The 13,964-nt window shown below is 62.1% G+C and carries 13 protein-coding genes; 2 read left to right on the plus strand and 11 right to left on the minus strand.

Going from position 1 to position 13,964, the window contains the following annotated elements:
* Positions 1–142: 142 nt before the first annotated feature.
* The 11 genes from TM49_RS03285 to TM49_RS03335 form a co-directional block, all read right to left on the minus strand.
* On the minus strand, positions 143–1,045 hold the full coding sequence (locus TM49_RS03285; protein ID WP_045679522.1) for a sugar phosphate isomerase/epimerase family protein: 903 nt from the start codon (positions 1,043–1,045) through the stop codon (positions 143–145).
* A 41-nt stretch (positions 1,046–1,086) separates the two neighbouring features.
* Positions 1,087–2,208: a Gfo/Idh/MocA family protein gene (locus TM49_RS03290; RefSeq protein WP_045679523.1), complete on the minus strand. Its 1,122-nt coding sequence runs from the start codon at positions 2,206–2,208 to the stop codon at positions 1,087–1,089.
* A 5-nt stretch (positions 2,209–2,213) separates the two neighbouring features.
* A complete protein-coding gene (locus TM49_RS03295) occupies positions 2,214–2,714 on the minus strand; it encodes an RbsD/FucU domain-containing protein (RefSeq protein WP_045679524.1) in 501 nt (166 codons plus the stop codon).
* Positions 2,715–3,055: 341 nt separating this feature from the next.
* Positions 3,056–3,916: a helix-turn-helix transcriptional regulator gene (locus tag TM49_RS03300; RefSeq protein WP_144409462.1), complete on the minus strand. Its 861-nt coding sequence runs from the start codon at positions 3,914–3,916 to the stop codon at positions 3,056–3,058.
* A gap of 110 nt (positions 3,917–4,026) precedes the next feature.
* Positions 4,027–4,944 (minus strand): ribokinase, encoded by a 918-nt coding sequence (locus TM49_RS03305; protein WP_045679525.1) that lies wholly within the window; start codon positions 4,942–4,944, stop codon positions 4,027–4,029.
* Positions 4,945–5,026: 82 nt separating this feature from the next.
* The gene (gene deoC / locus TM49_RS03310) at positions 5,027–5,728 is read right to left on the minus strand and encodes a deoxyribose-phosphate aldolase (RefSeq protein ID WP_045679526.1); all 702 of its coding nucleotides are present in this window, start codon (positions 5,726–5,728) and stop codon (positions 5,027–5,029) included.
* Positions 5,729–5,959: 231 nt separating this feature from the next.
* Positions 5,960–6,892, minus strand: a complete 933-nt coding sequence (locus TM49_RS03315) for a dihydrodipicolinate synthase family protein (RefSeq protein WP_045679527.1) — start codon at positions 6,890–6,892, stop codon at positions 5,960–5,962.
* A gap of 77 nt (positions 6,893–6,969) precedes the next feature.
* The gene (fucO, locus tag TM49_RS03320; RefSeq protein WP_045679528.1) at positions 6,970–8,118 is read right to left on the minus strand and encodes a lactaldehyde reductase; all 1,149 of its coding nucleotides are present in this window, start codon (positions 8,116–8,118) and stop codon (positions 6,970–6,972) included.
* Between the two features lie 21 nt (positions 8,119–8,139).
* Positions 8,140–9,009 carry an amidohydrolase family protein gene (locus TM49_RS03325; protein ID WP_052699696.1) on the minus strand — a complete coding sequence of 290 codons (870 nt, stop codon included), beginning with the start codon at positions 9,007–9,009 and terminating at the stop codon, positions 8,140–8,142.
* A gap of 12 nt (positions 9,010–9,021) precedes the next feature.
* Positions 9,022–9,999 carry an aldo/keto reductase gene (locus TM49_RS03330; RefSeq protein WP_082074603.1) on the minus strand — a complete coding sequence of 326 codons (978 nt, stop codon included), beginning with the start codon at positions 9,997–9,999 and terminating at the stop codon, positions 9,022–9,024.
* A 103-nt stretch (positions 10,000–10,102) separates the two neighbouring features.
* Positions 10,103–11,248, minus strand: a complete 1,146-nt coding sequence (locus tag TM49_RS03335; RefSeq protein ID WP_045684692.1) for a mandelate racemase/muconate lactonizing enzyme family protein — start codon at positions 11,246–11,248, stop codon at positions 10,103–10,105.
* A gap of 330 nt (positions 11,249–11,578) precedes the next feature.
* Here TM49_RS03335 and TM49_RS03345 point away from each other — a divergent pair, with 330 nt between their 5' ends.
* The gene (locus TM49_RS03345; RefSeq protein WP_201777023.1) at positions 11,579–12,331 is read left to right on the plus strand and encodes a FadR/GntR family transcriptional regulator; all 753 of its coding nucleotides are present in this window, start codon (positions 11,579–11,581) and stop codon (positions 12,329–12,331) included.
* 317 nt (positions 12,332–12,648) lie between these two features.
* On the plus strand, positions 12,649–13,944 hold the full coding sequence (locus TM49_RS03350) for an MFS transporter (protein ID WP_052699697.1): 1,296 nt from the start codon (positions 12,649–12,651) through the stop codon (positions 13,942–13,944).
* Positions 13,945–13,964: the final 20 nt, after the last annotated feature.

Consider the following 13,964-nt stretch of genomic DNA (forward strand, 5'->3'; position numbering starts at 1 on the left):
CTCGCGATCCCGCGCTTCCCGGCGTTTCTCGCGAAGCGCCGGGCAAACGTGCGCCCCGGCGCAGATATCGGGCGCCGAGGCGTCAAAAGGGCTATCGGAGCCGGCCGGCCATCAGCCGACCGAACTCTCTCGTACCGTTACTTCATGCGCCGACCGCACGCAGCGTGTCATCGACATACCGCTTGGCACGCGGCACGTCTTCCTCATCGAGGTGCTCGATGATCAGCGGGATGTTCGGGTTCAGCTCGTGCAGGCGCTCGATGTAGAGCGGGTAGTTGAGAATGCCGAGCCCGGCGGCCGGCAGCTCCACGGCGCCGGCGCCACGGAAGGTGTTGGCTTCCGGTCCGTCGATGGCGACGTGCTTTTCGCTCTGGTCCTCAGCCACCTTGCAGTCCTTCGCATGGGCGATCTTGATCCTGTCACCCAGCGCGTTGAACATCCTGTTGATGGTGCCGTCGACATCGTTGATGGTGGTCTCGTCGAAATAATTCGTCGGGTCCATCAGCATGCCGAGGCCGGGATGGCGCAGGTCGGCAAAGAGCCGCAGCACTTCATCCACCGAACCGATGACGTTGTTGACGTAGTTCTCGACCAGGAACACCGCGCCATGGTCATAGGCTTCCTGCGCCAGCTCGGCGATGACCTTCAGCGCTTCCTCGTAACCTTCCTCGGTCTTGTTGCGCGGGTCATGCACCCAGTCGCTTTCGACGTTGTAGGTGCCGGTTTCGGAAATCACGTAAGGCGTGCCGCAATCGCGGGCGTGGCGGATGATCTCCTTCAGATAGCCGACGCGGCGGGCACGCTCCTGCTTGTCCGGGTGGATGATGTTGGTATAGCCCGAGATCGCGCAGATCGGCAGGTTGGCATCGCGGAAAGCGTTGCGCACCGTGTGGCACTTTTCCCTGGTGATGTTGCCGGCGGAAAAGTCCATGTCCTTGAACGACAGGTCGAGCTGCGCCGTCGAGAAGCCGTGCCCCTTCAGCTTGTCGATCACGGTGTTGAGATCATAGGGGAAATATCCGGTGAAAATACCGACAGGAATCATGATGTTTCACTCCCTTTCATCATTGTTCTCTTCACTGGCCCTCAGGCCAGAAACTCCGCCTCGATTTCGGCAAGCGGAACCGTCCGCTCCTCCTCGATGGAGCGGTAGCAGGCTTCAACACAGGCCAGTGTCTTGAGATTGTCGCGGCCCGAAATCTCCGGCTCGCGGCCAGTCTCGACGGCGCGCAGAAGCTGGGCCATGGTTCCGGCGAAGGCATCGGGAAACCAGACGCGACCAAGCGTCGGGGCGATCCAGCCCTTCGGCATATGCGCCGTCGTGAACCGCAGCGTGGAGGGCACCAGAACCGGATACTGGAACCAGCTGATCGTACCCTCGGCGAGCCCTTCCGTGCCGACGACGCGCCACTTGATATAGGGATCGTCCTCGCAGTCGCCGCCGGGGCCAACCCAGACATCGTCGAGGCTGGTCGCCATGAAGTCGTCATCATACTTGAAGGTGTATTGCGAGATGCCGTCCCGGTGCGGGAAGGTCGTGCGCGGATCCTGACGGACAACCGTGGTGATTTTTTCCGGATCGCCGAACAGATAGCGGAAACTGTCGATGTGATGGATCCCCATGTTGAGGATCTCGATACGATCATATTTCCGCAGAAATCCCTGCCAGTCCGGGATCGCCCGCATCTCGATCGTCGCCAGCACCCGCTCGCCGAGGAGACCGCGATCAAGCAGCGTTTTCAGCGCCCGGATCGAAGGGTCGTAGCGCATGTTGGAATTGACCCCGAGCGGTATGCCCGCATCCTCGCAAAGCCTGACGATCTCGCGCGCTTCCACAAGGTTCATCGCAATCGGCTTCTGGCAGAGGATGCCCTTGATATGGCTCTTCTCCTTCACCGCCTCGCGGATGATCGCAAGCTGCTGGTCCGGCGGCACGGCGATGTCGAGAATTTCGACGGCCGGATCGCGCACGACGTCCTGCCAGCTGTCATGGACATTCGGAATGCCGCGCAGCTTCGCCACCTCCTCGCTGTTCTTGCGTTCCAGCGATGTGATCGTGTAGGGCGAAAAACCGGCCTCAGCATAGGCGACGAGATGGCAGTCGCGCATGATGAAGCCCGCGCCGATGCAGCCGATACGGAAATCCTTGCGGGCAGGCAGTTCCGGCGCGATGCCAAGATCGAATGGCAGAAGAGATTTCTGGGACATGATCGTCAGTCCTTCAGTTCGGGAACGACGTTTTCGCGCATCATCCGACGGCGCTCGACATAGGCCGGCAGGATGTCGATGTCGGGCTCGTTGAACCAGGCGAAGGGATCGGTGGCGGCGGTGAGGGCCACATTGGCCCAGGCATTGAAAGAGCCGGAGCGGATGATGACCTTGGCCTTCGGCGCAACGACCTCGACCAGCTCCTCGTGCGGTATGGCGAGGAACGGGGCGCCGGCGCCGGTGTAGATGTCCTGAAACGTCTTGTAGAGATCGGGATGGCGGTCGCGCACGGCCGTGTCGAACCCGATGGCCTCGACGAACATTTCCTTGCGCAGCATCTTCAGGATATCGATGACGTCCGGAAGACCTGCATAAAAGCCGAGATCGATGCGGTTTGCATCTTTCGGGATCGGAAAGCCGGCATCGGTGACCAGCACGATGTCGCCGTGACCAACGGTTGCCATGGCCTGAGCGAGACCGGGATGCAGGATGCGGTTGGGGATCATTTGCTCCTCCTTATGGTTTGAAACGGGTGGACGGAAACACGCCACGGCCGAGGACAGGCCGGCAGCGGCCAATCCGCAAAATCAGGGAAAGGAAAGAATGGCGAACCGGGTGGATGAGCCAGCGCAAGGCTCGACCGGACTTCGCTCGGTAATGCTTCTGAAAGCGGCAAAAGACATGGTTTCCTCCCGAAATCTTTTGTGTCGGGCCGTGACCGAAGAACCTCCATCTCCGGCCATGACCACGGTGACGAATCTAGCAGGGAGGCCTGGAGCTGCCGATGGCGGCATCTCTCAAAAACATGGACAAAATTCTCATCCGCTTCTGCAGGCGAGACCGGGCTTTACCAGCTCTCGCTCGCCCTGAAGGCGCGTGGCGACAGCCCCGCATGCTTCTTGAACTCACGGGAGAAATAGAGCGGATCGGGATAGCCGACGGCGATCGCGATCGATGAGACGGGATCATCGGTTTCGACCAGAAGGCGCTTGGCCTGCGCCATGCGATAGTCGCGCAGCCAGGCAAGCGGCGTCTTGCCGAAGGCGGTCTGGAACAGCCGGAAGAGCTGCGCCTTGCTCACCCGGCAGGCATTGGCGAGCTTGTCGATATCCCAGTGCTCGTTGTAGTGCGCGTGGATCTGCGCCATCAGATCGCCGAGCCCCTTGTGGGTGGCGACCTCCGGCTCCAGAAGGCGGTTCTCGCGGGCCTCCACCAGCGCCTCGACAAGCGCGGAGACATGCCGGTCGCAGGCCGCCTGGATGGCGAGCGACGAGCGGTCGAGGTGATCGAGCAGTTCGATGAGCAGCGTTTCGACATCCTCAGGATGGGCGAAATGAAACACCGGATCATCATGCACGGTCAGCACGGCCATCAGCCGCGAAAGATTGGCGCTGTCGACCCGCAGCCACAGGATTTCCCAGGGATCTTCCCGCACCGGCCGGTGGGCGTGGGGTTCGCGGACCGGCAGCCATGCCATCTCGCCCGCCCGCACGGCATGTGCCCTGCCCCTGACGGTCACCACGCCTTCGCCCCTGATGCAGAACAGGAACTCATGGCCCGGCACATCCTGACGCTCGATCCGGTGATCGGGGCCGGTCTGGATATGCCCGGCGCGCAGCACCTGATAGGCGAAGAGCCCCAGCCATCCCTCATGAACCGGGAAGTAGGAGCGTAGAATGCGGGTCTGGGGCACAGATGCGGGCGCCATGACGCGGGCGGTCTCCGGTTTGTCTTTGAGAAGACTTATCACAGAGTTACCGCCCGTCGGTAAGTTTCGAAACCCCGCGACGGAGGCAAATGCGCCCGCCTGAAATCCGCTCAGGCGGCCTGTTTCAGAAAAGCCTCGACCTCGTCGCGCGTATGATAGGACGGCACGGTTTCCCAGCGCGTGCAGCAGAGTGCGGCGACGGCTGCGGCAAAGCGGGCCGCCTCCTTCAGCGGCTTGCCTTCCGAAAGCCCGACGGCAAGGGCCGCATTGAAACTGTCGCCGGCGCCATTGCTGTCGACGTGATCGACCCTGAAGGCCGGGATGGTGAAGGTCCCCACAGACGTCGCGCCGAACACGCCGTCCTCGCCGAGCGTCATCACCACGGCCCGGCAGCCGGTTTCCATCAGCCGCCGCGCAATCTCCCCATTCGGCGTCGGGTCATCCGGCGCAAGGCCCAGCGCGACGCGGGCTTCCGTCTCGTTCGGCGTCAGAATGTCGACCATCGACAGGTCCTTGCCGACAAGGTTCTGCGCCGGCGCCGGGTTCAGGATGGTCCGCGCACCTCCGGACGCCGCCGCCTTCAGGCCGTAAAGGGCGGTTTCAAGCGGAATTTCGAGCTGGGCAAGGGCGATATCGGCCGGCTTTGTCGCTTCAAGCGCGTGATCGACATCGGCGGGCGAGAACAATTCGTTGGCGCCCATGTCGACGACGATGACATTGCGCGCGGCATTGTCCTTGATGATGAGACCGGCGCCCGTCGGCTTTTCTTCCGTGACCCGGAGACCCGCCGTTCCGATGCCCTCCTCCTTCATCAGCGCCACGAATTCATGGCCGAAGACGTCATCGCCGATCACCCCGGCAAATTCCACCGGGCAGCCGAGCCTTGCGGCCTGCACCGCCATATCCGAGCCTTTGCCGCCGAATGTCTGGCGGAAATCGCGGCCAAGCAGGGTTTCTCCCGCCAGCGGTATTCTGTCGGCGGTCATCACGAGCGCCTTTGCATAACTTCCCAATACAAGAACCGACATGAACTTTCCTCCCTTCGTCCTTTCATTCTCATCAGGGCGGGGGCCAGACGCCTTGCCCCCTGCCCCATCTCACGCAGGCGCGTCAGTAGTCGTTCGGATCGCCTGCGATGCCATCAACGATCGCCGGGCCGGAACTCGTGCCCACCAGCTCGGCACCGGCCTCAAACAGCGACTGCATCTTCTCGCGCGTGTTGACCTTGCCGGACACCTTGACGCGGCAGGGCGCCTTGATGTTGGCCGCCAGGATCTTCACATCCTCCTCCGTGGCGGCGCATCCGCCCTTGCCCCAGCCGCTCGACTGTTTCACCCAGTCGATACCGGCTTCATAGGCAAGCTGTGCGACACGGGCCTTCATCGCATTGTCCGTGATATAGCCGAATTCCAGCATGGCCTTGATCTGCATGCCCTCTTCATGGGCAACGCGGGTCACCTCGTTCAATTCCTCTGCATAGGCGGCTTCGTCGCCACCGAGGATCAGGCCGGGGTTCGGCGGGAAATCGAACTGGTCGCAGCCTTCCTTGGCCAGCAGGCGCACGACGGCGAGCTTCATTTCCAACGTATCGTTGGCCATCGGGAAATTGACGGTCGAAGCCACTTTCACGCCCGTGCCGGCCAGCGCCTCCTTGGAGAGCTTCACCCAGCACGGCGCAATCATGGCGGCATCGAAGCCATATTCGGCACAGACCTTCACATGCGCGAGCAACCCTTCCCTGGTCAGGTCGGGATTGACGTTGGTGTACTGGATCGCCTTTGCGACCTGCTCCCGGTTACTGAAATCGATCATCGTTCTTAACTCCTCAGGGTGACGATGACCGGATTTTAGCGGCCTTCCTGATGCGGCTGGATGGCGTGCTTTCTCAAAAACATGGACAAAGCTCTCATTCTTCCGAATTGCTCACGATTTCAAAAAACTATTATTTTACAGATAGAAAACGTTTCACCGCGACAGACGAAAACAGGCCCGGCTCAAGAGCCGGACCTGCATGCCAGTGGACTGCAGCGACGCGCGATCGCGTCACGCCGAAAGCTTCTGCACCGCCTCCGGTTCGGCCAGAACCCCGGCGGCAACGAGCATGTCGTGCAGGGTCCTGATGCTTTCCGGTGATGCGGGCGCAGCGGGCGGCAGGACGGCGGTCGCATCGGCAAAGCCGACCATTTTGATGCCTTCCTTGACGACGGAATAGAACGGCGCCTCGAGCGCGGTCATGTAGGAGGTGTGCACAAGCTTCTGCTGCCAGGCGACCGCTGCAGCGTGATCACCACGACGATAGGCTTCATAGAGCTCGACCGTCAGCTGCGGCGCGAAATTGGCCGAGGCCGGCACAACACCATCGCCACCCATGATCAGCGTGCCATGCAGGTATTCGTCAAAACCGGCGAACACCAGGAAGTCCGGGCGTTGTGCCTTGATGACATGAATGGCGCGGCGGATGTGGCTCAGCGTATCGACCGTATCCTTGAGGCCGATGATGTTCTTGCAGTCGAGCGCGAGCTTCAGGACAAGCTCGGGGCTCAGATCCTGGCCGGTCACGACCGGGAAGTTGTAGATCATCAGCGGCAGGTCGACATTGTCGGCAATCTCACGGAAATAGCGGTAGAGATTGGCCTCGGAGAGGCGGGCGTAGAACGGGTTGATGGCGACGACGGCATCGGCACCGTGTGCTGCGGCATGCTGGCCGAGCTTGATCGATTCCGTCGTGCTCGGCAGGCCGATACCGATCAGGACCGGCACGCGACCGGCCACATGGGCGATGCAGAACTCGGCAATTTCGAGCCGCATCTCGATCGGCATGTGCTGGGATTCGCCGTTGCTGCCGAGAAAGAAGAGCCCGTGCACGCCGCCTTCGATCATATGGTCGATCAGGCTGGCCTGGCTTTCCCGGTCAAATGCGAGGTCCGGCGTGAAGAGGGTGGAAACGGGCGGGATGACACCATGAAATCTGGGCATTGGAAATCCATTCGGATCGGACCGGTCGCGGCTTGATGTGAAGGGTTGGCCGGGACCGGTCGGTTGGGTTCGGTGTTTCAGAGCAGCGAGCGGTAGAGCGCCTTGACGTCTTCGATCTTCGCTTCGCGCGGATTGCCGCCGGTGCAGACGTCGGCCATGGCGGCTTCTGCGAGCGCATCGACATCTTCCGCCTTCACGCCGACATCGGAGAGCTTGGTCGGGATGTCGACATCGATGGAGAGCTGGCGAACCGCATTGACGGCCGCCTTGCGAACCTCTTCGAGGCTCATTTCGCCAGCGCCCTCGACCTTCATGGCAATGGCGATGTCGCGGAACTTCTCACCGGTGTAATCGGCGTTGTAAGCCATGATCGTTGGCAGCAGGATCGCGTTGGCAACGCCGTGCGGCGTGTCGTAGAAGGCGCCGAGCGGATGGGCCATGCCATGCACGAGGCCGAGACCGACGTTGGAAAAGCCCATGCCCGCCACATACTGGCCGAGCGCCATCTCTTCCACGCCCTTGTCATCGCCGGCGCAGGAGGCCCTCAGCGAGCGGGCGATGATCTCGATCGCCTTCAGATGCAGCGCATCCGTCAGTTCCCAGGCAGCCTTGGTGATATAACCCTCGATGGCATGGGTGAGCGCGTCGATGCCGGTTGCGGCCTTCAGCGATTTCGGCATGGACTTCATCAGGTCACTGTCGATGATCGCGACCTTGGGAATGTCGTGGGGATCGACGCAGACGAATTTCCTCCGCTTTTCCTCATCGGTGATCACATAGTTGATCGTGACTTCGGCCGCCGTGCCGGCGGTTGTGGCGAGGGCGATGATCGGCACGGTCGGATTCTTTGTCGGAGCCACCCCTTCGAGCGAACGGATGTCGGCATATTCGGGGTTGGCAATGACGATGCCGATCGCCTTGCAGGTATCCTGCGGCGAGCCGCCGCCGACGGCGATCAGATAGTCAGCCCCTGCCGCCTTGAACGCCTCGATGCCGGCCTTGACCGCACCGATGGTGGGGTTGGGCATCACCTTGTCGAAAAGAGCGTAGGCAAGCCCCGCCTCATCCAGCATCGCGGTCACCTTGCCGACGACACCGGCAGCAACCAGCGGACCATCGGTGACGATGAGCGCTTTCTTGAAGCCGCGGCGTTCGACCTCACCGACCAGCTCGAATCGCGCCCCCGCCCCGAAATAGGCGGTCTCGTTCAAAATCATGCGGTTCATGACATTTCCTTCCCTGTGGCGTCAGTCGTCGAGCCGATAGGCCCTGGCGGCGTTTTCGCCGAAAAACCTTGCCTGCCACGCCGTGCCTCGCCGGGCGGTGGCCGAGATCAGAAAATCGATCCAGGGGCGTGATGCCGTCCCCAGCCGGTTGACCGGGAAATTCGAGGCGAACATCACCCGGTCGTCACCAAATCTATCCAGAAGCGCATCGATCGCGCCTTGCGTTATCTCAGGTGATGCGTTTTCCGGCAGCGTCATGCCGGAAATTTTGCAGAAAACGTTGCGGCAGGCGGCAAGGCGCTCGATGCCGGCCCACCATTCGTCAAGCCCGGCGAGGCCATCGCGCAGGAAGCCCTCGCCCGGATTGCCGGCGTGATCGAGCACGATCACCGTCTCCGGCGCGGCCTCGGCAGCGCGCGCCAGATCTCCAAGCTCTCCCGGCCGCATGCAGGCATCGAAGGCAAGTCGATGCCTGCCAAGGGCCTGGAGATTGGCGATGAACGCAGGCTCCAGGCAGAGGCCGGCCGGCGACGACGGCATGTGCAGGACCTGCCGTATGCCCGCAAGGCCAGGCTCCGAAAGCCAGGGCACAAGCTGCGCCGTGATATCGCCCTCGGAGAGACTTGCAGCGATCACAGCAGCCCGGACCGGGCTCGCCTCATCGGCCACCATGGAGAACACCGCCCGGTTTTCCTCTGCCCGATCCTGTGGTGCGGCGTCGATTTCGACATAGACGGCGCCGGCAAGCCGGAAGGCGTCGCCTGCTCCCGCATCCTCACGCCATTCGGCGAGGCCGAAACTTCGGTTCAACACCGGCACTTCGGCCACCCATGGCGGCACGATCGTTGCCGGCGACCAGAGGTGAACATGGGAATCGATGATATCCAGCATGACGGCACCCGATCACTTGCCGGCCTTGCCGCCGCTTCCCGGCAGAACATCCCAGCCCGCGCCGATGACCGGCTCCAGCACGGCCTCGACATCCTCCAGAAGATCCGGATCGATGACCTCGCCCGCCCAGCTGATATTGCGCATGACGTTCTCTGCACGCGCCGTGCCGATGACCGTGGTGGCAATATCGAATTCCCGGGCCGTGGAGAGCGCGAACTTGATGGCCAGCTCGGAGATATCGCTACCCCGTGCCTTGCAGAGGCGGGCGGCGGCGTTGGCGAGCTCGATCACCTTCTCATTGCCGGGATGCCAGTCCGGCGCGCCACGCTGCGTCAGCAGCCCCATACCGAGCGGCGAGGCATTCAGCACGCCGATCCCCGCCTCGGACAGCCGCTTGGCAACCGGGCCGAGGCGACGATCCTGCAGCGTGTAGGTGCAATAGGCCATGACGGTATCGACCTGCTGTTCCTTCGCCACGCTTTCCAGCACATCCAGCAGATAGCCGGTGATGCCGATATTGCGGACAACGCCTTCTTCCTTGAGCTTGCGCAGCGTCGGCAGCGCTTCGTGAACGAGCTGCTGGCGGTCGCCATATTCGATGTCGTGGCACTGGATCACATCGATGTAGTCGGTCCCGAGCCGCTTCAGGCTGGCCTCGATCGAGCGGCGGGTGGCATCGGCGGAAAAGTCCCACTCCGCATCGCCATAACGGCCGATCTTGGTGGCGATGTGAAAGGTGTTGCGGTCCATTGCCTTCAGCGCCGCCCCGAGCGCCGTTTCCGCCGTCGTCATGCCGTAATAGGGCGCGACGTCGAAATAGTTGATGCCGTTTTCAAGCGCCACGGCAACCGCCTTGTTGGCTTCGTCCTGCGAGACATCGAAATAGATGCTGCCGAGCGAGGCCGCACCGAAGGCGATCTCCGGCACATCGATGCCGGTCCGTCCAAGCGGATGATATTTCAGGCTAAAGTTCCTCCCATGAAACGACATGGTATTCCTCCCGTTCTGGCAGCTCCGGGTGACGGCCTCCGCCCTGCTCCTGCGCTGCGATACTGATGTTCGAGCAGGCCGGCGACGCCGCCCCGCCTGTGGTTCAAACTTTCGTCTTTGCCCCCGTGCCGAGCCCCGCTCTCGCGGTGCGGACATGCGGCCCTGCCTTGTCGGCCCACACGCCATTCAGCTGGCGCCGCGAGATCGCGACCTCGTCCACCTCGAAGCCGAAGCCCGGCTTGTCGCCCAGAATGATGCCGCCATCGGCGATCTGCTGATCGACGGAAATGCCGAAGGGCGGCGCGATGTTCTGGATTTCGCAGGCAATATGATTGGGAACGGCGGCCGCCGCGTGAGCCACCGGGTTGGCATTGTAGCCGACCGGGCTCACCGGCAGGTCATGCGCATGCGCCCAGTTGGCCACCCGCAGGAAATGCGTGATCCCCCAGCAGCTACCGGCCTGGACGATATCGACGGCGTTCTTGTCGAAGAACGGGCGATACTGCTCGAGACCCGTCAGGTTCTCACCCGTGGCGATCGCGGCGCGACAGGCGCCGGTCAGGACCGCATGGCCATCGGCATCCCAGCGACGCATCGGCTCCTCGATCCAGGTGAGGTCGATCTGATCCTCGATCGCGCGCATGTAGCGGACCGCCTCCTTGCGCGACCAGCTCTCGTTGACATCAAGCATCATTGAGGGCCGGGGCGCATTGACGGAAAGCACATCACGGACGGCCTTCAGACGGATGATGTCGCTCGATGGGTCGCTTCCGCCCTTGATCTTGGCCGACGAGAAGCCGCGCTCGGCCCACTGGCCGTAATAGGCGACCAGCGCCTGATCATCGAGCGCATAGTCGAGGCCCGAGGCATAGCCGGGCACGAACCGGTCGCGCGCGCCGAGAAGCCGCCACAACGGTTCGCCTGCGAGCTTTGCCTTGAGATCCCAGAGCGCCATGTCGGCGACGCCGATGGCGCCGAAGACCGAACCGCAATGACCGGTCTTGAAAACATAGCCCTGCATGCGGTCATAGAGCGCGGTCACCGCCCGCGGGTCCTCGCCTTCCAGCGCCGGAAACACCCGCTCGATATCGCTGTGTCCGCCAAGGCCAATGCCGGAGACGCCCTCATCCGTCTCGATGATCAGGACGGGAACATCCGTCACACCGTTTTCGATGATGCCATTGATATCGCCGACAGGGCGGCCCCAGTCGCAAACCGTCGTCAGGCTCCGGTAACCGGTGATCTTCATCATAGTCCTCATGTCGAACGAGCCGAGGCCCGTCATGCACTGGTTATAATATGTAATACGTAATACAAATTTGAGGATCTTGCCAGCTCTTTCTCGCCCTCATTCGATTTTTCCGGCTGAGTAACCGATCCACCGCCGAATTGAGCGACGGCGAAGCCGCCACATAAGCCAGGTCTTCGGCGAACAGATTGTATCGAAAGCGAAAAGATGGCAGAACGTTTGCACTTCAAACCAGCGGCGCATGTTGCTGAGGCTGAGGCAATGACGGTTGCCGCGCTCGACCATGATGCGCAGTCCGCGGCGCATGCGTTTGACTGAAGGAGGATCCGGGTGAGCGAAGAGACAGGAAACGTGGCGGCTCCCGGAATGCCCGACGCAGCAGCCTTTGCCAAACGCGGTCGCCTTGCCGACGCCGTCATTGAACACCTGACCACCGCAATCGTCACCGGCGCCTATCCGGAAGGCAAGGCGCTTCCGACCGAGACCGCGCTCTGCGACATGTACAAGGTTTCCCGAACCGTCATCCGCGAGGTCTCCACCACGCTCGCCGAAAAGGGCCTGATCGTCTCCCAGCAGGGGCGCGGCACCATCGTGCAGGAGCAATCGAAGTGGAACCTGCTCGACGCCACCGTGCTCTCCGCCCTGTTTCGCCGCGACGACGGCCTTGCCTATCTCGACAGCCTGATCGAGATCCGGCTGCTTCTCGAATGCGCGATGTCATCGCGCGCTGCCGAACGGATCACGCCGGAGGAAGTATCTGAGCTTCAAAGCCTGCTCGAGCGGCTGAAGACCATCTCCTCGGATCCTGTCGCCTACGGTGCCGCCGACCTGGAGTTCCACGACTTCATCATGAAAGTCTCGGGCAACCAGCTCGGCCGCGCCATCATCAACGGCATCCAGGGACAGGCACTGGCAACGCGCGACTATCACGGACACCCGACGGTGACCGATATTGCTGCGACGCACCAGGCCCATGTAGCGATCGTCGACGCCATTTCCCTGCATGATCCGGAAGCCGCGGCCAGGGCGATGCACGACCATATCGAAGGCTCGTGGAAGCACCGCCGCCGTTCTGTCGGTTGATAAAGGCCAGCCTAACTTTCCGACGGCCCGCCTGCGGGAACCACAGCATCAACCGAATACAGCCGTATCAATGCCGCGACCGCTCGGGATCGCCAGACAGTGTCCCGGACAGTGTCATGGTGTCGCACGACGGCCCTGCGCATGGCGCAGCTGTGGGTTTTCTCTGAAAACTAGGTCCACACACCCCGGCACAGGCATCTGTGCCGGCGATTTTTCGTCGCGTGCGGAAAAAGCGCTTGCCTAACGAAGGAGAAAAGATAATACATATTACGTATTACATAGTTTAAGTTTTGCTATCACCATGGGAGGAGCATAGCATGACTGTCGAAGTCACCACCGATATCCCGGCGCAGGACGTCCGGGAGGAACCCGCAGACGGCGCCCATGTCACCGGCAATGCCCGGCGGCGGCTCCTGTTCTCGCTGATGCTCAACAACTTCGTGTTGCTGGCACTTTATTGCGGTGTGCTGGGCGTTCTCCTGCCCAACCAGATCGCGGCGCTCGATCCGGCCAACAAGGCCGCCAATCTCGCGATCCTGTTTGCCATCACCTCCGTCTTCTCGACCCTGACGACACCGATCGCCGGGGCCTTCTCCGACCGCACCCGCTCGCGGTGGGGACGGCGCACGCCGTGGATCGCCGCCGGCGCGCTTGTCGGCGCAGCCTGCCTTTTCGGCGTGTCCTTCATGACGACATTCGTCTCGATCACCGTCATCTGGGTGATGGCCTCGATCGCGCTGAACTCGATGCAGCCGGCGCTGACGACCGTCGTCGCCGACCGCTTCTCGGTCAAGAACCGCGGCATTGCCGGCGGTTTCGTCGGAGCCGGCATGACCGCCGGTGTCGCGGCCGGGCCGTTCATAGCAGGGCGCCTCGCAAACCAGATGGTGCTGGCCTACGGCGTCTTCGCGCTTGCAATCGCCGTCACCTGCGTCGCCTTCGTGCTGGTCAACCGTGAAAAGCCTTCGCTTGACGACGTGCCGCGGGAAAAATTCCGTCTCGGGGAATTCCTGCACGGCTTCTGGGAGCCGCTGAAGAGCCACGACTTCGCCTGGGCCTTTGCCGGACGTTTCGTCATCTACATGGGCTATCAGGGCATCGCCACCTATCTGCTCTACATCCTGATGGACTACATCAAGCTGTCGAACGACGACGCCAACATCATGATCGGCAACCTGGCCTCGGTCACCTTCGTCTTCGTCGTCATCGCCTCGCTCGGCGGCGGGTATCTGTCGGATTGGATGCAGCGTCGCAAACCGTTCGTGTTCATCGCCAGCCTGTTCATGACGGCCGCGATGATCGTGCCGCTGATCATGCCGAACATTCAGGGCATGTATATCTATGCAGCGCTGATCGGCATCGGCTACGGCGCCTTCATGTCCATCGACCTCGCCTTGATGACCCAGGTCCTGCCGAAGACCGAACGCGGCGACAACGGCAAGGACCTTGGCGTCCTGACCACGGCCGTCAACATTCCGCAGATCATCAGCCCACCGATGGCCGCCATCCTGCTCGGCATCTTCAACGGCAACTATCAGGTGCTGTTCATCGCCGCCGTCATCTTCGTCGGCCTCGGTTCCTTCTGCGTCCTGCCGATCCGCACGGTCCGCTAGCAGATGCACCCGCCTCGCCG

The organism is Martelella endophytica, assembly GCF_000960975.1.
GTDB classification, from domain to species: domain Bacteria; phylum Pseudomonadota; class Alphaproteobacteria; order Rhizobiales; family Rhizobiaceae; genus Martelella; species Martelella endophytica.